Raw genomic sequence first — 21,388 nt, 5'->3', positions numbered from 1 at the left:
GCGAATTACACCGGAATCAAGATGGGGTCCGTGTACGGATACCTATCGCACATTGGGGAGTAACGCACATGGCCGTAGCAGCACTGGCCGACGATCGCCGTCGACCCATGACGCGCGAGGAGAGGAAGGTCATCGTCGCCTCCTCCGTCGGTACTGTCTTCGAGTGGTATGATTTCTATCTCGCGGGCGCGTTGGCCGCGAACATCAGTGCCGCCTTCTTCTCGGGCGTCAACCCGACCGCGGCCTTCATCTTCACTCTGCTGGGCTTCGCTGCCGGCTTCGCGGTCCGCCCCTTCGGCGCGCTGTTCTTCGGCAGCCTGGGCGACCTGATCGGCCGCAAATACACCTTCCTCGTCACGATGACCTTGATGGGCATTGCGACTTTCGTGGTCGGTATTCTGCCGACCTATGCCTCGATCGGCATTGCAGCGCCCGTACTGTTCATCGCCTGCCGCCTGCTTCAGGGCTTGGCGCTGGGCGGTGAGTACGGTGGCGCCGCGACCTACGTCGCCGAGCACGCACCGCAGGATCGTCGCGGCTTCTACACATCGTGGATTCAGACCACTGCCACGGTCGGTCTGTTTCTGTCGCTGCTCGTGATCCTGGGGCTGCGCCTGTCGATGTCGCCTCAGGCATTTGCGGAGTGGGGCTGGCGTATCCCGTTCCTGCTGTCGATCATCCTGCTGGGCGTTTCGATCTGGATCCGCCTGCAGCTGCAGGAGTCGCCTGCCTTCACGCGCATCAAGAGCGAGGGCAAGGGCTCCAAGACGCCGCTGCGCGAAGCCTTCGGCACCTGGAAGAACGCCAAGATCGCGATTTTCGCCCTGCTCGGCGGTACCGCCGGCCAGGCGGTGGTTTGGTATACGGGCCAGTTCTACGCCCTGTTCTTCCTCACCCAGACGCTGAAGCTCGACGCGACGACGTCCAACATCGTCATCGCCGCTTCGCTGGCGATCGGCACGCCGTTCTTCATCTTCTTCGGTTGGCTGTCGGACAAGATCGGGCGCAAGCCGATCATCCTCGCGGGATGCCTGCTCGCGGTCGTCACCTACTTCCCGTTGTTCGGCGCCCTCACCAAGGCAGTGAACCCGCAACTCGAGCAGGCACTGCAGAAGTCGCCGGTGACGGTCGTCGCCGATCCGAACGAGTGCTCGTTCCAGTTCAACCCGACCGGAACGGCGAGCTTCACGACGTCGTGCGACATCGCCAAGTCGTTCCTGGCGCGCAACGCGGTGAACTACCACAACGAGAAAGCGGCTCCCGGCACGCCGGCGCAAATCAAGATCGGCGACAAGGTCATCACCTCCTTCGACAAGAAGGCGGCGGGAGCCGAGGGCGCTGCCAAGGAGAAGGCCTTCAACGAGCAGGCGACCGCGGCCATCCGCGCCGCCGGCTATCCGGCCACGGCGGACAAGGCCAAGATCAACATGGTAGCTGTCATCGCCATCCTGACGGTCCTGGTGATCTATGTGACGATGGTCTACGGCCCGATCGCGGCCATGCTGGTCGAGCTCTTCCCGACCCGCATCCGCTACTCTGGCATGTCGCTGCCGTACCATATCGGCAACGGCTGGTTCGGCGGCTTCCTGCCTCCGACCGCCTTCGCCATCGTGGCGGCCACCGGCGATATCTATTCCGGCCTCTGGTATCCGATCATCGTGGCCGGGATGACCTTCGTCATCGGCCTGTTGTTCGTGCCTGAGACCAAGGATCGCAACATCTACGCGGACGATTGATCGTCCGAGGACAACATGAAAGAACCGGCGGCTTCTCAGAAGCCGCCGGTTTCTTTTTGTGCTTTTGGCGGCCAACGTTCAGGATTGCTGCATGAACCTCGACGCCATCGCGATCGGCCAGAACCCGCCGGAAGACGTCAACACCATCGTCGAAGTGCCGATTGGTGGGGAGCCCATCAAGTACGAGATGGACAAGGAAGCGGGCACCCTGGTCGTTGATCGCTTCCTCTACACCCCCATGCGCTATCCGGGGAATTACGGCTTCGTGCCGCACACGCTGTCCGATGACGGCGACCCGATCGACGTGCTGGTGGCCAATACGCGGCCGATCATTCCCGGCGCTGTGATCAATGTGCGACCGATTGGTGTGCTGCGCATGGAGGATGACGGCGGCGGAGACGAGAAGATCATCGCCGTGCCGGCGCCCAAGCTCACGAAGCGCTACGTCCACATCAAGACCTATACCGACCTGCCCGAGATCACCCGCCAGCAGATCGAGCATTTCTTCATCCACTACAAGGATCTCGAACCCGGCAAATGGGTGAAGCTGCTGGGGTGGGGCGACGTCCATGAAGCCCGCCAGCTCATCACCGAGGCGATCGAGCGCGCGAAGAAAGCGAAGAAGAAATAGCCTGATCCTCCCTGAACGAAACGGACAGGGAGGTCATGGTCCTTGGTGCCGGCCGAGCTGACGTTCTTCCGGCCTGAAATGGTCGATCTAGCCGAGCACCGCGATCTCTACGGGCGGCCGCAGGGCCAGGCAGACCGACAGGGCCTGATGCAGGTCGCTGTCGAGAAAGTCACGAAAGAGAGCGGGGGCAGGGCCGGAACTGGCGCCATGATCCATGGTCGGCAGCACGGTTTGCGTGACGGCGTAGTCGAAGCGCGGCGCCCATTTGCGGGCGCCAAGCCGTGCCGTGGTGGAGCAGTTGTCGACCATGTAGGCGACGTCGCGATAGTCCATGTACGGGTTGAGCGAATCCACCGCTTCGATGATCGATTCGTTCACGATCTCCGAATAGGGGTGTCCCTTCTCACGCAGCAGATCGGCCTGCGCCATCATGGTCGCAACGTAGATGCCGGCAGTCACCGGATTCACGCCGGCTTCGCGGTTGGTCTTGGGGTGGCGCGCCACTTGCCACATCTCGGTATCGGCAATCTCGTGCATGGGAAAGCGTTCAAGGCGGCGCGCGGCGCTGACGACACTGCGGACCTCGTTGCCGCTTTCGACCTCGTCGTAGATCTCATGCAGCAGGTCGGCCGCGGGGCCGTAGCTGGCGATGTAGGCTTTCTCGAAGAGCTTCTGGTCCTGCGGGTTCAGCGACTGGTAGACGCTCAGGAGACCGCCCTGGGAGATCTTCTTGCTGATGGCAGCCGTCACGCTGCGGGCGGACTCTAGGAACGCATCGTCCGCTTCCATTCCCTGCGAGCGGAACCAGCGGTAGAGGCTTTCGGAGATGCCGTGCACGGCCCCAAGCAGGATGCCGCGCTCCCCCATGATGTCGGATTTATACTCCTGGGTGAGCGTCGTTTCGAAGGTGCAGGGGGAGCCGATGGCGACCGCCCAGGCCAAGGCCTGGTCGGTGGCGCGACCGTCGATGTCCTGATGAACGGCGAAGCTGCAGTTGATGCCGGCGCCGTTCACGTCACGGCCCTGCTCGTAGAGGCGGCGGACTGATCGTCCCATGCCCTTGGGACAGACGCCGATCACGTTGATGTTTGGCGGGAAGGATTTTCCGGCGCTGTCGAGATGGGCCAGGAGGAAGCCATGCGAGAGGCCGAGTGTCGCCCCCGGCCGCAGGGCGGCGATGATCTTGTCGTAGTTCTCTACTTGGGCTGCGTCGGAGATCAGCAGCAGCACCAGATCCGACTGGGCGATGACGTCGTACATCTCTCCCAAGGTTCCGTTCGCTGTGGTGAAGCCCACAGCCTCCGCCGCCGACCACGAGGGCGAGCCGGCCCGCAGGCCGACCTTCACCCTGATGGCGCTGCCTTCGAGGGATTCGCGGAAGTTCTGTGCCTGGGCGGGAGCCTGTGAAGACCATCCGATCACTCCGATCTGCCCGACGCCTTTCAGCGCCTCCGGCAAGCGTGCGAACAGATGGCGGCCGCCACGCACGATCCATTCCTCCGTATCGCCGAGCTTGATCTGTTCCTTCTCGAACACCGCTGATCTGAAAGACATGCCTTGCCTCAATGCCGTTGAGTAATGGAGGAGTGGTCCATATAATGGACCATAAACTCGTAACTTTTTGATGTTTGACTCAGAATATCAAAACAGTGAAGAAGATATTTGCATATGATATTCCATATAGTGGACCACTGAAGCATGAAGCGCGTGAGATCGATCAAGACGGGGACGGCGGAAACGTCGGGTGGCGGAACGCAAAGCATCGAGCGTGCAGTTGGACTGCTGCTCGAGGTTGGACGCGCCGATCAGCACGGCGCGCGGTTGACCGATCTCGTGACGAGTTCCGGACTCGCCAAGCCGACGGCGCGTAGAGTCTTGGGGGCGCTCGTTCGAGCCGGGCTGCTCGATCAGGACGAGGCAAGCCGACGCTACCACCTCGGCGCCGAGAGCTACGTGCTCGGCATGCTCGCGGCCCGGCGGTTCGGCATCCACGCCCGGGCGATCGACGGGCTCACCCGCCTCAGCCAGACCACAGGGGACACCGCCTTCCTTTCCGTGCGGCGCGACCTGCACATCGTCTGCCTTCACCGGGAGGAGGGGCCGTTCCCAATCCGCAGCCACGTCCTGCAGGCGGGTGATCGGCATCCGCTGGGTATTGGTGCGGGCAGTCTCGCTGTCCTGGCGGCCTTGCCGGACGACGAGGTCGAGCGCGCGATCGCTGCCAACACGGCGATCATCCTGGAAAAGTATCCGGCCTATTCAGCCGGGCTTCTTCAAAGTGCCGTGACACGGACCCGAAAGGACGGATATGCCCTCAATCCGGGCCTGCTGATGAAGGGTTCCTGGGGCATCGGTGTTGCCGTGCGCGACCCGCAGGGGCGGCCGGTCTATGCCATATCGCTTGCTGCAATCGAGGACCGCCTTGATGAGGTGCGCCGCCGAGAACTGATACCGATGCTGAAACGTGAGGCCGAAAAGCTGGAGCATTTGCTGCGGGACGCTCCGGCCTGAGAAAGCGACGGGCGGCGGTTGATGTTGGAACCGTGCACCGTCGAGGTTCACTCGGAAGGGAACGCCGACCACTCGACGAGTTCGATGGCTCCGACGCCCAGCAGGATCAGGCCGCCGCCGACAGCCAGCAGGAGGCCGATCCATCGCCAGTCCGGCGTCAGCTGGGTGATATTGTCCCGCCAGGCTTCAGTTCTGGTGCGACGAACGAGAAGAATGGCGCCCGCTGAACTCATTGCGAGACCGCCAGCGAAAGCAAGAAGCAGCATCTTTCGACACTATCGGATCAAGCTTACGAGCGGCTTGATTCAGACGGGTCCGTTTGCGTTTGGGAGGTTTATCCCTGAGGTCGGGGAGGGGCTCGATAGCCCCCCGCAGGGGCGGTCGGATCGCTCAAAGGTCGGAATCGTCGAAACCGTGTGGAGTGCGATGCTGTCAGTTTCCGCTCGGAGAGCGATTCTCTGCAATTCTCGACGCATCGTTGGCGGGGACATTGACCGGCTTTCTCACGAGCAGAGCCGCCTCGAGCCTGTTGCGGACGTGGAGCTTCTGGAAGACGCTCGTCATGTAATGTTTGACCGTCTTGTCGCTTAGATTGAGCCTGATCCCAATCTCCTTGTTGCTGAGGCCCTGGGTTACCAGGGCGAGAACTTCGCCCTCCCGGTGGCTCAGATCGTCGATGGCTTTGCCTCTCGTTGCCGTCTTGGTGTGATCGAAGTCGGACAGAAGCATCGCGCCGAGAGAGGGCGAGATGTAACGATCGCCCTGGGCAACGATCAGAAGGGCCTGGACGAGATCGGTCCCGCTTACGCCTTTGACGACATAGCCGCGAGCCCCCAGTCGAAGCGCCTTGAGGACATCCGGCTTGTCGACCGACACCGTCAGCATGATGACCTTGGTCTTGGGACATTCCGCCACGATCGATTCCAGGGCGTCCAATCCGCCTCCCGGGATGCTCACGTCGAGTATCAGGAGATCGGGGCTTTCATTGCGAGCGACCGAAATCGCGTCCGATGCGGACGCCCCCTGGCCGACAACGTCAAGATCGGGTCGTGCGCTGAGAATATGGATAACGCCGGCTCGGAACAGCGGATGATCGTCGATGATGGCGATGCGAATTCCAGTATCCATGGTGCTGTTCCTCACGCCCCAATCGGCAGATAGGCTGTCAGACGCGTGCCTGCCCCGGGCGCGCTGCTGACCGTCAGATGGCCGCCAAAGCTCTCCAGGCGATTGCGAAGGCCGATGAGGCCGAGGGCGGGGCGTTTCCTTTCGCTGGCGCCTTTCTCGATGCCCGGTCCGCGATCGGCCACCTCGACGACGATGAAATTCTCGGACCAGCTGAGGGTGACGGCCTGGCCCTGGCCGCCGGCATGCCGGTAGGCGTTGCTGAGGCCTTCCTGGACGAACCTGCACAGACACAGTTTCGTCGGGTGGGAGAGGTCGATCGGCCTGCTTGCGAACTCGCAGGCGACAGTTGTCGAGGTACGGCGCTCATGTTCCGAAGCAACGACCATCAGTGCCTGCGTGAGACTGAGTTTCTCAATCTCAGGAAGCGCCAGACCGCTGGAGATATTGCGGATTTCAGCCATGGCGTCTTCCAGAACACCCCGCAAGATCTGCCGCTCGCTCGCTTGTCCACCACCGTCCATTGCACTCGGAAACTTCAGCAACGCCAGTGCGAGCAACTGGGCCGGGCCGTCGTGCAGGTCCGCGCCTAAACGGCGAAGTTGTAGTTCTGTGGCTTCCGCGGCGCGCCGCGACGCCCCCTGTACCCGTTGCCCCAACTCTTCATTCTGCTGCAGAAGTGCCGAAAGTTCGCTGATTCTGTTTGCCAGCGCCGTACGCTGGGTTTCTATAGTTTTGCTTCCATTCGCTACGATCGTGTAGAGCCCGGCTATGATCGTGAAGCTGACTATTGCCGTGACGAGCCAACTGTTTATCTGGCTTCTGACAAGCTCGCGATTGAGCTCCGACGTAAGTTCGTAGAATTCCGCGACAGCTATGATTTCATTGGTCGCACTGTGGCGAATCGGGACGTAAATCTCAAGCAAGGGCTCCTTCCCGACCATGCTGGTCCCGTGATCGTCGCCGTAATGACGGGCGTCAAACTGGGCTTCGACATAGCCCTCCCAGGCGCGTGTAAGCAGGGGGGTCAGGGGGAACTTTTGGCCAATGAGTGCCTTGTCCGTGGCGTAGAGGATGACGCCGGTACGCGTCCAGACCTTGGCGGCGACCACGCGAAGGCGGGCCGCATCCTTACCGATCACGGTATCGAGGGCGGCCTTGTTTTCGGCTGAAAGGTCCGGCCGCGACCCCAGCTCTTGCAGGTAAGGCGCGACGACGCTTTCCATATAGAGCGCGGTCCGTGCTGCCGTGTGAGCCTTGACCCCCGATTCGATCTTCTGGGCGACCCAAAATCCCAACACACCCAGGCCGGCCAGGACCAGGGCTGAACTGGCCAGCGTAAATTGCCGAGCCAGGCTGAGCGCAGGCCACCACGAGCGGAAACCGGCCATCCGCGTCTCCAGAAGAGAATTTGTCAGAATGCTCAATTCTTTCAGCCATTCGTGATGCGACGGCGTTGCGCCGGAGAACTGCATTCTCTCGCATAACGCGTGCTTCGACTGCTGACTTTGGTCGACCCAACTCCGGAGGACTCCAACCTAGCGGATGGCTCCCGCGAGGTACTCAGACCAAGGTCCTAAGACCTTGGTCCATTCGACCACGGCCCTCGGTCCTGCAGATCCTGAGACCTTGTCCCCTACAGGGCCCACTGCCCCACACGTAGCCTTCGCACATCCATCAAAGGGCATACCGCGCGAAATGGGCGGGATGTCGCCAGAACACGGGGCGAGGCACGTCATGGTCACATATATCAAGAGCGATCTGGACTTCATCCTGGCCCAGATCAAGATCGCCGAATTGCATGCGGCAGGTCAGCCGTTGTTCGGGCCGGGCGGCCTCATCCCCACCTACAATCTCTCGTGGGGCCTGCGCACGGTCGACGGCAGCTACAACAACCTGTTGCACCCGACATGGGGGGCGGCCGATCACCCGTTCCCGTCGATCCTGGCTCCGGAATATCGCCCGGCGCAGGGCGGCCTGCTGGATCCGGATGGCCCGGGCCCGGCGCCGGCGTTCCCGACGCAGCCGAACTACAATCCGTCGAACAACCCGAACTCCGTCGTCGTCGATTCTAGCCTGCGTACGATCTCGAACCTCATCGTCGATCAGACGCTGGACAACACCGCGGCGATCATGGTCGCACTGTCGCGTGCCGGTGTCGAAACCGCCACGGAGCAGTTGACGATCGCGCAGACGATCAAGACTGAATACCAGGTCGTGAAGCCCTACCTCCAAGATGCCGAGGAGGCGCACCTGGCGAACACGGCCGCGCAGCGGACCCTGGTCGCGGCTCAGCAAGCATTCGATACAGATCCGACGCCTGAAAATCAGACTGCCTTGGATGCGGCGACTGCAGCAGCAGCCACGACCCAGGCGGCCTCCGATGCCGCGGATGTCGCGCTGGCCGCCAACCGCGTGACTTTGGACGGGATGCTCGCCGCCAACGGGATCGAGATGGACGGCGACAATATCAAGCTGACGAACGTCGCGCCGGACGAAGGCCTCTCGGCGTCGTTCAACTCCTGGTTCACGCTGTTTGGACAGTTCTTCGATCACGGCCTCGATCTCGTTGGCAAGGGCGGCAGCGGCACCGTGTTCATTCCGCTGCAGGCGGATGATCCGCTTTACGATCCGACCAGCCCCACGAACTTCATGGTGCTGACGCGCGCTACGACCGGTCCGGGCGCGGACAATGTGTGGGGCACGTCGGATGACGTGAAGCCCATCAACTCGACGACGTCGTTCGTCGACCAGAACCAGACCTATACTTCACATCCCTCGCACCAGGTCTTCCTGCGCGAGTACACGCTCGTTGACGGAAGGCCGGAATCGACCGGCAAGCTGCTCGACGGCGCCAATGGGGGATTGCCGACCTGGGGCGAAGTGAAGGCCCAAGCCCGCGAGATGCTGGGCATCGACCTGACCGACTACCATGTCGGCAACCTGCCGCTGCTGGCGACCGACGCCTACGGTAACTTCATTCCCAATCCGACGACCGGATTCCCGCAGGTCGTCATGGTCGGGCCGCCGCAGACCCTCGCGTCGGGCACGCCTGGCAGCCCGTTGAGCCTGGTCAGCATTGCGCCGGATGGCCCGGATGCGGACAGCCTCCCCGAGGTGACGCATCTCGCCGTACGCACGGGGCATGCCTTCCTCGACGACATCGCGCACACGGCAGCGCCGACCGGCAAGCTGGCCGACGGCGACATCGAAATCGGCCTGGGCAATCTCAATCCCAATCAGTTCTACGACCAGGCGCTGCTCGATGCCCACTTCATCACCGGCGACGGCCGCGGCAACGAGAACATTGGTCTCACGGCGGTCCATCACGTCTTCCACTCGGAACACAACCGGCTGATGGACCACACGATGCTCGTCACGCTACAGACGCGCGACGTCGCATTCATCAACGAATGGCTCGACACCGATCTGACGGCCGCACAAGTAAATGCCATGCCGACCGACGATGCGGGTTTGATGGCACTCGCGGCGACATTGAACTGGGACGGCGAGCGGCTCTTCCAGGCCGCGAAATTCGGCACCGAGATGCAGTACCAGCATCTCGTGTTCGAGGAGTTCGCGCGCAAGATCCAGCCGAACATCAACGTGTTCCTGGTCCCCGACGGATTCGACGTGACCCTCGACCCGACCATCGTGGCGGAGTTCGCGCACGTCGTGTATCGGTTCGGCCACTCGATGCTGACCGAGACGATCGATCGCTTCGATCCGGCGTTCGTCGACGGCAGCATCGGTCTCATCGAGGGCTTCCTCAACCCGATCGAGTTCGCCTCGCTCGGCGCCGAAGAGATGGCGGGCTCGATCGTCCGCGGCATGACCCGCCAGGTCGGCAACGAGATCGACGAATTCGTCACCAGCGCACTCCGCAACAATCTGTTGGGCCTGCCCCTCGACCTCGCGACCATCAACCTGGCGCGCGGCCGCGATACCGGCGTGCCTGGATTGAATGCCGCGCGTCGCGAATTCTATGAACTCTCCAACGAGAACGCCTTCCTCAAGCCCTATGAGAGCTGGATCGATTTTGCGGGCCACCTGAAGAACGAAGCCTCGATCATCAACTTCATCGCTGCTTACGGGACGCACTCGCTGATCACCTCGCAGACGACGGTGGAAGGCAAGCGTGACGCCGCGTTGACCATCATCCTCGGCCAATCTGTCGGTGGCTTCGAGGTGCCGGCCGACGCGGAAGCGTTCCTGAATGGCCAAGGCGCCTATGCCTCCAATCTTGGCGGCCTCGAGCTCGTCGATCTGTGGATCGGCGGCCTTGCCGAGCAGATCATGCCGTTCGGCGGCATGCTGGGGTCGACCTTCAACTTCGTTTTCGAAGGCATGATGGAGAACCTGCAGAGCGGCGACCGCTTCTACTACCTGCAGCGGCTCGACGGTCTGCACCTCTTCGGCGAAATGGAGAATAACTCCTTCGCCGCGATGATCATGCGCAACACGGACGCCAAGCACCTGCCGTCGGACGTGTTCTCGACCCCGGGCCTCATCCTCGAAGTCGATCAGACCAAGCAGTTCAACGACCTCGACGGCAACGGCACGCTGGAAAGCGACGACCCGACCGGCGGCGGCTTGCTGACGCGCATCGTCGTTCGCGACAATCCGGCGACCGTTGGAGCCGATACCAACTACCTGCGCTACACGGGCGGCGACCACGTTCTGCTCGGCGGTACCGAGGAGGACGATACGCTCATCGCCGGCATCGGCGACGACACGCTCTACGGCGACGGCGGCAACGACCGTCTCGAAGGCGGCCTGGGCAACGACATCTTCAACGCCGGTGCCGGTGACGACATCATCACCGACATGGGCGGCGACGACAACGTGAAGGCCGGCGACGGCAACGACGTTGTTCACGCCGGTGGCGGCCTCGACCTCGTCATGGGCGGTCGTGGCCAGGACTTCATCTTCCTCGGCACCGACATGGGGTCGGAGGTGTTCGCCGGCGAAGGGAACGACTTCATCTATGGCAACAAGAACGCCGAACGCATCCTCGGTAACGAAGGCGACGACTGGATCGAAACCGGCACCTTCGACGGCGCGCCGGGCGACAACTTCGACGAAATCTTCGCACACGACAATATCGACGGTCACGACGTCTTCCGCGGCGACGGTGGCTTCGACGAGTTCATCGGCGAAGGCGGCGATGACATCATGGTCGGCAGCCCCGGCCGTGGAAAGATGGCTGGTATGTCGGGGTTCGACTGGGCGACCTACTTCGACAGCACCACCGCCGTGAATGCGGACCTCTCGCGTCCGATCATCTTCGACGAGGCGCCGACGCTCCCGGCGAACGCCGCGCTCGACGAATACCAGTCGATGGAAGGGCTTTCGGGCTCGAGGTTCAACGACATCCTGGGCGGCTCCAATGTAGTGGCGGCGGACCGCTTGCCGGTCGGGCAAGGCGGCGACGGTGCCGAGGGCTATCGCGGCAGCCAGCTCACCAAGGAGAGCCTCGCGCTCATCGCCGGCCTCCAGCAGGTGCTCGGCCTGACCAATGCGCAGGTTGCGGCTCTTGTCGCTGGCGCCGTGGTCTACAATGCCGGCGACATCATCCTCGGCGGTGACGGTAGCGACAGGATTCAAGGCAACGCCGGCGACGACATCATCGACGGCGACAAGTATCTCGAGGTGTCGATCGGTGTGTACGAAAACACGCCGGCTGGTCTTGGGACAGGTCCGCTGATCGCGACCTATCAGAGCATGACCGAGCTCTCGTCGCTGATGTTCAATGGCACCTACAATCCGGGTCAACTGAAGATCATCCGGGAGATCCTGACCGATACGACGGCCGGTGATACCGACGTAGCTGTGTTCCAAGGCAGCCGCGGCGAATACACGTTCTCCGCGACAGCCGACGGGCAGCTGATCGTCACGCATGCCGTGGAAGACTCGCTCGACGGGTCGGATCGCCTGCGTGGCATCGAGCAGGTGGAGTTCCTCGGCGGTGGGGCGCTCAATATCCGCGTCGGCACTGCCGGCAACGACGTGATCACCGGCACGGCGCAGGACGATCTCATTCTGGGTCTGGGTGGTAACGACATCCTCAACGGCGGCGACGGCAACGACATCCTTGTCGGCGGGCCCAATGGGCCGGCAACGAGCGGGCAGTATGCCGACAACTTCAACAGCCAGAGCCTCGGCAACACGAACGGGACCACGAACTGGGGGCCGGACTGGGTCGAGGCGGACGACATCGCCGGTGCAAACGGCGGTGTTGCGAATGGTCAGATTCGCATCGACGACGCCAACAACAATACGCTTCGCGTCATCGGTGGTGCCACAAGTGACGGTGCGCAGATCACGCGAGTGGTGGACCTGTCCGCCGCCAACACGGCAACCATCACCTTCACTTCGAACGCCGATGGTCTCGACGGTACGTACAACACGGCGACGCAGACCGGCACGGGCGAATATGTCCAGGTGCAGTTCGCTGCCGACGGCGTGAACTTTGTCGCCCTGGATGGTTACACCGGCGATGGCGGCAGCGTCGACCGCTCCTACACCGTCAACGGGCCGTTTTCGGCGACGGCCGCGATCCGCTTCGTCGGCTCCGCGATCAACCAGACGACCGAGGGCCTGTCGATCGACAACCTGGCGATCTCGTTCTCTGCGGTCGAGACGCTCAACGGTGGCAACGGCGACGACACCTATTCGTTCACCTTCGGCGATGGCAACGACATCATCAACGAAGGGGCGAATGGTGGTGCAGCCGATCGCATCTCGATCCTCTCGAACGTGATCGATCCAGTGTCCGGCCTGCCGGTGATCAGCAGCCTGAATGCAGCCGACACGAACACGGGTACCCAGAACGGCAACCTGGCGATCAGCTATGAAGGTCAGCAGGTCACCGTGAACGGGCACTTCAGCGGGACGAACACCCAGACAGGCGTAGAGCTGATCAACTTCAACGGCGCCACGTTCAACGGCTACCTGCTCGAAGGCGACTACTTCATCAACCGCGCCGATCCGGCAAATCGCGACGACGGTGGCGTCAATCTGGCGACCAACGCCACCACGAACGCGCGCAACAATTTCGTAGCGGGCGAAGACGGTACGAATGACGAGATCATCGGCGGCGCGCTGAACGATCTCATCTTCGGCGGCACGGGTGACAACAACCTGTCCGGCGGTGACGGCGACGACCTGCTCGTCGGCGGCTCCGGCAACGGCGACAACGACCTGCTCGACGGCGGTGCCGGCGTCGATACCATGGTCGGTCTCAACGGTAACGATACCTACGTTGTCGACGATGCGGCCGACGTGATCGTCGAAGCGGCCGGCGCGAATACCGGCACGGACACGGTCAATACCGAACTGGTGGCGCTCTCGCTCGCGACGTACGCGAATGTCGAGAACCTGACCTACACCGGTGTCGACGCCGATCAGTTCGTCGGCACGGGCAATGCGTTGAACAACACGATCACCGGCGGCGACCTCAACGACACGCTGAGCGGTCTCGGCGGCAATGACACCCTGGTCGGCGGGTTGGGTGCGGATGCGATGACCGGTGGCGACGGCGACGACGTCTACTTCGTCGACGATGCCGGCGACAGCGTGACGGAGGCCGCTCTCGCGACCAGCGGTACGGATAGGGTCGAAGCCTCGATCTCTTATGTCCTCGGGGCCAATGTCGAGAACCTCGACCTTAACGACGGCGCGGTCGACGGCACAGGCAACGCGCTCGCCAACGTGATCAACGGCAACGGCGCGGCCAACCTGCTCCTCGGTGGCGGCGGCGCCGACACCATCAATGGCGGCGACGGCGCTGACATCATCGACGGCGGCGAAGGCGACGATACGCTGAATGGCGGGACGGGGGGCGACGCCGACACCATCATCGGCGGTGCCGGCAACGACACGATCGATGTCGGCAATGGCAACGACGTGCTGGTCTACAATGCCAGCGGGTTCGGCGCGGACATCGTCACCAACTTCGACGCCACGGGCGGCACGGCCGCCACGCAGGACCTCATCAACATCAGCGCGTTGGGGGTCACGGCCGCCAACTTCGCCACTCGAGTCATCATTCAAGACATCGAGGATGGAGCCACGGACGACACGTTGATCACGGTCAACGATGCCGGTGGGAACGCGCTGGGCACGATCCGGGTCGAGGAGTTGGAGTTCACCAACATCACCGCCACGGACTTCATCCTGTCCACGGCCGGCAACGTGATCACCGGCAACGGCATCGGTCTGACGCATAACGGTTCGGCGGGCGACGACACGATCAACGCGCTGGGCGGTAACGACACCGTCAATGCCGGCGACGGCAACGATACGATCGTGGGTGGAACGGGCAACGATACGGTCAACGGCGATGCCGGCGACGACACCTTCGTGTGGAGCGCCAACAATGCCACGGCCACGTCGCTGACGAACTCCGACGGTCGCGACATCGTCAATGGCGGCACGGAAGGGGCTGCGGGCGACACCTTCGTGATCAACGGCAACGGGGCGATCGCCGAGACCTACCGCATCTATACGCGGGCAGCCTGGGACGCACTTGCCGGCAACAACGGCAATAGCCTCAATGCGGCCACGGAGATCGTCATCACGCGCGGGCCGAACACCGACTTCGCGAACTCGGTGATCGCCGAGCTGCGCGAAGTCGAGGAGATCCGCATCAACAGCGTCGACCCCAACGCACCTGGGGGCACGGCCGGAGGCGATACCTTCCAGGTCATCGGCGACTTCTCCGGAACCAGCCTGCGGCTCAACACGATCACCATCGACGGCAATGCCGGTGACGACACGATCGACATCTCATCGCTCGGTTCAGCGCACCGCATCGTCTTCAAGTCCAATGGCGGCAACGACATCATCATCGGTGCGCTGCGCGCAGAGGACGTGATCGAGCTGACTGACGGCGCGGATCTGTCGACCTATGTTCTGACGGACAACGGGAACGGCACCAAGACCTTCTCGAACGGGACCCATTCGGTCACCTTCACGGGCGTGGTGCCGCCGCAGTTCATCTCGGACGGGCCCGACGAAGAGCCGGTGGACGAGGAGCCGACCGACGGCGAAACGCCTTCGGGTGCGGTTAAGAACGGTACTGCCGGGGACGACGTCCTCGTCGGGACGGACGGCGCCGACGACATCGTCGGCAAGGCCGGAGATGACGTTGCCATCGGCGGTGCGGGTGCCGACGTCATCGTGGCTGGCGAAGGTGCGGACCTCGTCCGCGGCGGCGAGGGTCGGGACATGATTTTCGCCGGCGCCGGCGACGACCAGGCCTTCGGCGGCGAGCATGCGGACGTGATCTACGGCGATGCTGGGGCCGACCGTCTGTTCGGCGACGGCGGCGCAGACATGATCGTTGCCGGTGCTGGCGACGACACCGTGTTCGGCGGGGCGGGCGACGACCTGATCGTGGCCGAGATCGGCGACGGCAACGACGTCTACTTCGGCGACGACAGCGACGGCGGCACGGGAGGCGACACGCTCGACGTCTCCGCGGCGACCGTGGCCGTCTCCGTCAACCTCGGAACCGGTGCCGGGAGCAAGGGCAGCGCCTCGAGCAGCCAGACCGGCAACGACACGATCTGGAGCATCGAGAACGTCAACACCGGCTCGGGCAACGACACCATCATCGCGAGCAACTCCGCCAACATCATGAACGGCGGAGCGGGGAACGATACCTTCAAGTTCCAGTCGGTGACGGCGGCGGACGGCGACACCATCCTGTTCTTCGAGCCCGGCGACCGGGTCGATCTGTCCGGCATCGATGCCAACATCGGGGCTGGCGGCGACCAGGCATTCACCCTGGTTAGCAACGGACAGTTGACCGCGGCGGGCCAGCTGGCGGTGACCTATGAAACGCGGGCCGATGGGGAGTTCACCATCCTCCAGGGCAATGTCGACGGCGACACAGCCGCCGACTTCAAGATCCAGATCGAAGGTCACCACACCATGAACAACTCGAATGTGACCGGCTAAGGGGGCGAGGGGACGGGGAGCGGAGTGGGCGGATGCCCACTCCCAACTCGTCCAAGCCGCCAAGACAACCGACGGGGCAGGGCGCGTATGGCTAAATCCAAAGAGTTAACTCCGGCAAAGCGAAAGAACCTCGCGGAACTCACGCGAGGATTTCGTGCCATTGTCCTGTTTCTGTTTCTGATATCGGGTCTCATCAACCTGCTCGCGTTGACCGGCTCGCTGTACATGATGCAGATCTACGATCGGGCCTTGACCAGTGGAAGCATTCCCACGCTTCTCGTCCTGTCGGCCCTCGCCATTGGCCTCTACATGTTCCAGGGCGGCTTCGACGTCGTCCGCTCGCAGATCCTCGTCCGCGTCGGTGCGCGCCTCGACAAGAAGATCGCACCACTGGCGCATCGCGTCGCTATCGACATGCCGCGCTTCGGCTTCTCGACGTCGGAAGCGCTGGAGCGTGGAAGGGATGTCGATACGGTCCGCGGGTTTCTTGGCAGCCAGGGGCCGGCAGCACTGTTCGATCTGCCGTGGATGCCGATCTATCTGGCGTTCATCTACTTCCTCCACCCCTTGCTGGGCGCGCTGACTTTCGCCGGCGCCTTCGTGCTGACGGTTCTCACCATCGTCAGCGAGATCATGACCAAACGGCTGCATGGCTCCACGCGTAAGGCGGCCGTGGCCCGCAACACCATCGCGGATTCCAATGCGCGCAACGCCGAGGTCATAAGAGCCATGGGCTTCGCTGGCCGGGCGGTCGACCGATTCAACGATGCCAATGGCGAACACCTGGAACTGCAGACAAAGGCCAACGACATCGGCGGTACGTTCGCGGCCATATCTCGGGTTCTGCGGATGCTGCTGCAGTCCGCGCTTCTGGGGCTGGGCGCCTACCTCACGATCAAGGGCGAGCTGACCGCCGGCGCGATCATCGCCTGTTCGGTGGCGGCAGCGCGGGCATTGGCGCCGGTGGATCAGGCGATCGGCAACTGGAAGGGCTTTGTCGCAGCGCGGACCGCATATGAGCGGCTGCGCGAGACGGTGATCGCCTTGGCAGCGGTGGATCCGCCGATGCAATTGCCGGCGCCGAAGCAAAGCCTTGTCGTCGACAAGATCACGGTCGCGGCTCCAGGTACGGGACAGGTCGTCCTGAGCGAGATCAAGTTCGAGCTCCTCGCTGGCCAGGCGGTGGGGATCATCGGACCCAGTGCCGGCGGCAAGACGACGATGGCGCGCGCTCTGACCGGCATTTGGCCGGTCCTGCGCGGCAATGTGCGTCTGGATGGAGCCGATCTCTCGCAGTGGCGCGAGGACGAGATCGGCAAGCATATCGGCTATCTGCCACAGGACGTCGGCCTGATGGACGCGACGATCGAAGAGAATATCTGTCGCTTCGAGCCCGAGCCCGACTACAGGAAGGTCATCACCGCGGCGCAGGCGGCCGGCGTGCATGACATGATCGTGAAGATGCCCGAAGGCTACCGGACCCAGCTTGGCCCGCAGGGTATGGCCTTGTCGGCGGGGCAGAGGCAACGCGTCGCTCTGGCGCGTGCGCTGTACGACAATCCCTTTGTGGTCGTCATGGACGAACCCAACTCGAACCTCGATGGCGAAGGCGAGGAAGCGCTGACGCAGGCGATTCGTGGCATCAAGGAGCGGGGCGGCATCGCAATTGTCATCGCTCACAGGCCCAGCGCTCTCGTTGCCGTCGATCTTGTCGCCATCGTGCAGGCAGGTCGCCTGACGGCATTTGGCAAGAAGGAGGAGATCATGACTCCGACCGGTCAGCCCAATACGAGGCCCGCGGTGGCAATGGTTCAACCCCCGTTGAGGCGGCCGGCATGATCAAGGTCCAGGCCACGAGGGAGGTTCAGCAGCCGACCCAGCCTTCGCGCGAGACCTATGTTCTCGCCGAGAACACCAAGCCCAGTCTGCTTCCTCACGCCTTCTTCGTCTTCCTGGCGGGCGTGGCGGTCTATCTGAAAAGCTTCCTGCCCACCGAACTTGCCGCGGCGCCGCAGCCCAAGCGGCGGCCGACCGAAGAGACCGACAAGTCAGGTAGTACGGGCGGGGACTCAGAAGAGCTGGGTGCGAGTGCGGCTAACGAAGGGAAGCAGGAGCCCGAAAGCGACTCCGAGAAGGTCGTGCCGCTGACACCCAAGAAGCTGTTGCCACAGGAAGCGGTCAACAATTTCCTGGCCAACGACTCGCGTCCCATCGATTTCTCCCGGGCAGGATCGCTCGGGCGGCCGGATCAGGGAAGCGCCAGCAACGACAACCAGCGCGGAGGGCCGCCGTCGGTTGCCAAGGCGCCAGTCGATGAAGTCGCGCGTCGCGGCGGCGGAGGTGGTGGTGGCGACGGTAACGACGAGGGCGGGCGACGGCACGATGACCCTCGGTTCAACCCTCCAAACCGCAGCAATCCCGACCCGGTGGCCAACCGGGCGCCGAAACTCGCCGGTCCTGTCCGGTTGCAGGACCTCGTTGGCTGCAGTGCCTACTTAATTCCGCTGCTTGCCTTGCTCGCAGGTGCTACCGACGCAGATGGCGACACCCTGAAGCCAATCCAGCTCGAAGCATCGACGGGCACTCTCACGCCCGTGGAAGGCGGCGGCTGGATGTTCACGCCGGAGCGGGGCTGGCTTGGCGAGGTCGCGCTGAAATACCAGATCAGCGATGGTACGACGTCGATCGAGCAGGAGGCCTTCTTCAACGTCGTGGAGGCGCCGCCGATCTTTGGGACCGAGGGCGACGACAATCTACTCGGGACGCGCTGCGGCGAGCTGATCGATGGCCGCGGCGGCGATGACAACATCGACGCCCGCGAAGGCAATGACGCGATCCTGGCGGGCGACGGCCACGATCACGTCGTCGCAGGGGCTGGCGATGACGTCATCTATGGCGGCGCGGGCGATGACGTCGTCCTGGCCGGACCCGGAAACGATGTCGTCTTCGGCGGTTCCGGTAACGACCGTCTCTTTGGCGAGGATGGTGACGATACGATACATGGCGAGCAAGGCGACGACCGCATTTCCGGTGGCGCCGGCGGCGACATCCTGATCGGGGGTGACGGCGACGATAAGATCCACGGAGGTGCCGGCGACGACACTCTCGATGGCGGCGAGGGGAACGACGAACTGCACGGCGGCGAGGAGCAGGACGTCCTGATCGGCGGGCCCGGCGATGACACGATGCACGGTGATGCGGGCAACGACACTCTGTACGGCAGCGATGGCAACGACGAACTGCATGGCGGCGGAGATCAAGACACTTTGCTGGCAGGCGACGGAAGCGATCAGCTCTTCGGCGGCGATGGCGACGATTTCCTTTCCGATGGAGTTGGGGTCGACGAGGTTCGGGGCGGCGATGGCGACGATCACGTCGTGGCGGCAGCCGATGGCAACGAGGATTCCTTTTCCGGCGATGCCGGCGAAGATACGATCGACTACTCGTCCGCCTTCCTGGACATCGTCGTCGACGTCGGAGCGGGCACAGCCGAAGGAACCGATATCGGGCGCGACCTGATCGAGGGGTTCGAGAGGATCATCGGCGGGCAGGGCGACGATCATCTGACCGCCGCAAATATGTCGGCCATTATGACCGGAGGGGAGGGCGACGACACGTTCGAATTCCAACGGTCGGACGATGACGATCACCAGCCTGATCTGGTCCGAAAGATCACCGACTTCACAGTCGGAGATCGCATCATCGCCGCGCGTTACGAGATTCGCTATCGCGACGGCGAGGATATGGCCGACGAGGTAGAAGACCTCTTCGACGACATCTATCTCTCGGAGAATACCGATCAGTATCCGATTCGCTTCCGGTTCGAGCAACTCGACGACAAGGAGCGCACGTTTGTCGATGTGCACGACAGGGAAGACTCGGAGGATTTCTACTCAATCGAACTTGATGGCCGCCACGAACTGCAGTTCACGGTCGCCGTCTCCATACCAGAGCATGTGTCATGAAGGCTGCCCAGAAGCACGAAACCAGAGAGGCCAGCGCCTCGTTCCCGATTTGGTCGCGAGTCGCTTTTGGCTTTGCCCTTGCCGCCACGCTGGTCCTGGGTTGCGGGGGGTGGGCCGCGGTGGCCCGCCTCGAAGGGGCTGTGGTGACGACAGGTACGGTCAAGGTCGACCAGAACCTCAAGGAAGTGCAGCACAGGGATGGCGGAATCGTAAAGGGCTTGGCCGTGCGCCAGGGCGATCTCGTCGAGGAAGGCCAGATCCTGGCGACGCTCGACGATGTGCAGATCAAGGCCGAGCTGCTGATCGTCAAGTCGCAGCTCGCCGAATCGCTCGGCCGCAGGGCACGTCTCATTGCAGAACGGGACAATCTCGAGTCGATTGCGTTTCCGGAGGAGCTGGGCTCCCTCTCGAGCGCCGCGGATCTGATCGTCCACGGTGAGACACGCCTTTTCACCGGCAACAAGGTCGGTCGTGACAGCCAGAAAGAGCAGCTCGAGTTGAGCATCAGCCAGACCGGCGAGGAGATCAACGGGATGGAGTCCAGGCTCGCGGCCAAGGTCGAGGAGATCAGGCTCGTGAAGGCCGAACGGGAAAAGCTCCTCGAGCTGTTCGAGAAGAAACTCGTCGACTACACGCGCCTGTATTCGGCCCACAAGGACTGGGCCAGGATCCCGGGAGAGAAGGGCGAAATCGAAGCGAGCATCGCCCGCGCCAAGGTGCGCGCCAGCGAGATCAGGGTCCAGATCATCGCCATCGACCAGAACGCCACGACGGAAGCGCAGCGCGAGCTGCGCACTGTCGACGCCAGGATCGGCGAGCTGACCGAACGCAAGCTGGCAATCGAGGATCGTCTTCTGCGCACAGCGATCCGCGCACCCATCGGCGGCTACGTCAACGAGCTGTTCATCCACACGATCGGCGGCGTGATCACGCCGGCCGCGAAGATCGCGACCATCGTTCCGAAGAATGCCGAACTGCTCTTTGAGGTCAGAATCCTGCCGGCGGACATCGATCAGGTGAGAGAGGGCCAACAGGCGCGCCTCCGGTTGACCGCGTTCAACCGCAATACGACGCCGGAAATGAAGGGAAGGGTGTCCATGGTCTCGCCGGCCTCGGCGCGCGATCCGTCGACCGGCCAGGAGTACTACGTTGCCAATGTGCAGCTTGCCGAGGACGCCGTGGCTCAACTGAACGGAATGAGATTGGTACCAGGTATGCCGGCCGAGGTGTTCGTTTCGACCGATGAGCGGACGGCCGCTTCCTACCTCGTCAAACCCTTCACCGATCAGATGAGCCGGGCGTTCCGTGAGCGTTGATTGCGCGGCGCGGCTGTCATGCCGCCCTGTTTCAATGCGTCGGAAGTGAGCCTGCAGGCACCGAACGGCGCCGGCCTGCCGAAGCTCTGAAGTCGCCACTGGGTTGTACTGTCCGTGCGGCCCAAAAGTCGGCGCGCA

At 63.0% G+C, this 21,388-nt stretch carries 11 protein-coding genes; 7 read left to right on the top strand and 4 right to left on the bottom strand.

Going from position 1 to position 21,388, the window contains the following annotated elements:
* Nucleotides 1-68: 68 nt before the first annotated feature.
* Entirely contained in the window at nucleotides 69-1,736 is a 1,668-nt protein-coding gene (locus BN60_RS18020) for an MFS transporter (protein WP_020697518.1), read from the top strand.
* A gap of 91 nt (nucleotides 1,737-1,827) precedes the next feature.
* Nucleotides 1,828-2,367, top strand: coding sequence for an inorganic diphosphatase (gene ppa, locus BN60_RS18015; protein ID WP_020697517.1), 540 nt, complete (start codon nucleotides 1,828-1,830; stop codon nucleotides 2,365-2,367).
* Nucleotides 2,368-2,454: 87 nt separating this feature from the next.
* Here ppa and BN60_RS18010 read toward each other — a convergent pair whose 3' ends face one another.
* Nucleotides 2,455-3,921, bottom strand: a complete 1,467-nt coding sequence (locus BN60_RS18010) for a ketol-acid reductoisomerase (RefSeq protein ID WP_043284059.1) — start codon at nucleotides 3,919-3,921, stop codon at nucleotides 2,455-2,457.
* Between the two features lie 144 nt (nucleotides 3,922-4,065).
* On the opposite strand from BN60_RS18010, the gene BN60_RS18005 reads away from it, so the two are divergent.
* Entirely contained in the window at nucleotides 4,066-4,878 is an 813-nt protein-coding gene (locus BN60_RS18005; RefSeq protein WP_020697515.1) for an IclR family transcriptional regulator, read from the top strand.
* Between the two features lie 47 nt (nucleotides 4,879-4,925).
* Here the strand turns inward: BN60_RS18005 and BN60_RS18000 are convergent, their stop codons facing one another.
* The 3 genes from BN60_RS18000 to BN60_RS17990 all read right to left on the bottom strand — a co-directional run bounded on the left by BN60_RS18000 (nucleotide 4,926) and on the right by BN60_RS17990 (nucleotide 7,478).
* Nucleotides 4,926-5,111: a hypothetical protein gene (locus BN60_RS18000; RefSeq protein ID WP_148283473.1), complete on the bottom strand. Its 186-nt coding sequence runs from the start codon at nucleotides 5,109-5,111 to the stop codon at nucleotides 4,926-4,928.
* A gap of 199 nt (nucleotides 5,112-5,310) precedes the next feature.
* Entirely contained in the window at nucleotides 5,311-6,006 is a 696-nt protein-coding gene (locus BN60_RS17995; protein WP_020697513.1) for a response regulator, read from the bottom strand.
* Between the two features lie 11 nt (nucleotides 6,007-6,017).
* Nucleotides 6,018-7,478 carry a sensor histidine kinase gene (locus BN60_RS17990; RefSeq protein ID WP_148283472.1) on the bottom strand — a complete coding sequence of 487 codons (1,461 nt, stop codon included), beginning with the start codon at nucleotides 7,476-7,478 and terminating at the stop codon, nucleotides 6,018-6,020.
* A 262-nt stretch (nucleotides 7,479-7,740) separates the two neighbouring features.
* Here BN60_RS17990 and BN60_RS31195 point away from each other — a divergent pair, with 262 nt between their 5' ends.
* From BN60_RS31195 to BN60_RS17970, 4 genes are all read left to right on the top strand, one after another.
* A complete protein-coding gene (locus BN60_RS31195) occupies nucleotides 7,741-15,969 on the top strand; it encodes a peroxidase family protein (RefSeq protein ID WP_020697511.1) in 8,229 nt (2,742 codons plus the stop codon).
* An 87-nt stretch (nucleotides 15,970-16,056) separates the two neighbouring features.
* Nucleotides 16,057-17,808, top strand: a complete 1,752-nt coding sequence (locus BN60_RS17980; RefSeq protein WP_020697510.1) for a type I secretion system permease/ATPase — start codon at nucleotides 16,057-16,059, stop codon at nucleotides 17,806-17,808.
* Nucleotides 17,805-19,934, top strand: a complete 2,130-nt coding sequence (locus tag BN60_RS17975; protein ID WP_020697509.1) for a cadherin-like domain-containing protein — start codon at nucleotides 17,805-17,807, stop codon at nucleotides 19,932-19,934. The genes BN60_RS17980 and BN60_RS17975 overlap by 4 nt, the downstream gene beginning before the upstream one ends.
* Nucleotides 19,931-21,250, top strand: a complete 1,320-nt coding sequence (locus BN60_RS17970; protein WP_020697508.1) for an HlyD family type I secretion periplasmic adaptor subunit — start codon at nucleotides 19,931-19,933, stop codon at nucleotides 21,248-21,250. Before BN60_RS17975 ends, BN60_RS17970 begins: the two co-directional genes overlap by 4 nt.
* Nucleotides 21,251-21,388 lie beyond the last annotated feature (138 nt).

This window comes from Reyranella massiliensis 521 (assembly GCF_000312425.1).
Lineage (GTDB): Bacteria > Pseudomonadota > Alphaproteobacteria > Reyranellales > Reyranellaceae > Reyranella > Reyranella massiliensis.
Note: the sequence above shows the minus strand (reverse complement) of the source record. Positions and strands in the feature narration are given on the sequence as shown.

Excerpts from the sequence above, each read along its gene's own strand:
- BN60_RS18020 (WP_020697518.1), top strand. The coding sequence starts at position 69 with ATGGCCGTAGCAGCACTGGCCGACGATCGCCGTCGACCCATGACGCGC.
- ppa (WP_020697517.1), top strand. The coding sequence starts at position 1,828 with ATGAACCTCGACGCCATCGCGATCGGCCAGAACCCGCCGGAAGACGTC.
- BN60_RS18010 (WP_043284059.1), bottom strand. The coding sequence starts at position 3,921 with ATGTCTTTCAGATCAGCGGTGTTCGAGAAGGAACAGATCAAGCTCGGC.
- BN60_RS18005 (WP_020697515.1), top strand. The coding sequence starts at position 4,066 with ATGAAGCGCGTGAGATCGATCAAGACGGGGACGGCGGAAACGTCGGGT.
- BN60_RS18000 (WP_148283473.1), bottom strand. The coding sequence starts at position 5,111 with ATGAGTTCAGCGGGCGCCATTCTTCTCGTTCGTCGCACCAGAACTGAA.
- BN60_RS17995 (WP_020697513.1), bottom strand. The coding sequence starts at position 6,006 with ATGGATACTGGAATTCGCATCGCCATCATCGACGATCATCCGCTGTTC.
- BN60_RS17990 (WP_148283472.1), bottom strand. The coding sequence starts at position 7,478 with ATGCAGTTCTCCGGCGCAACGCCGTCGCATCACGAATGGCTGAAAGAA.
- BN60_RS31195 (WP_020697511.1), top strand. The coding sequence starts at position 7,741 with ATGGTCACATATATCAAGAGCGATCTGGACTTCATCCTGGCCCAGATC.
- BN60_RS17980 (WP_020697510.1), top strand. The coding sequence starts at position 16,057 with ATGGCTAAATCCAAAGAGTTAACTCCGGCAAAGCGAAAGAACCTCGCG.
- BN60_RS17975 (WP_020697509.1), top strand. The coding sequence starts at position 17,805 with ATGATCAAGGTCCAGGCCACGAGGGAGGTTCAGCAGCCGACCCAGCCT.
- BN60_RS17970 (WP_020697508.1), top strand. The coding sequence starts at position 19,931 with ATGAAGGCTGCCCAGAAGCACGAAACCAGAGAGGCCAGCGCCTCGTTC.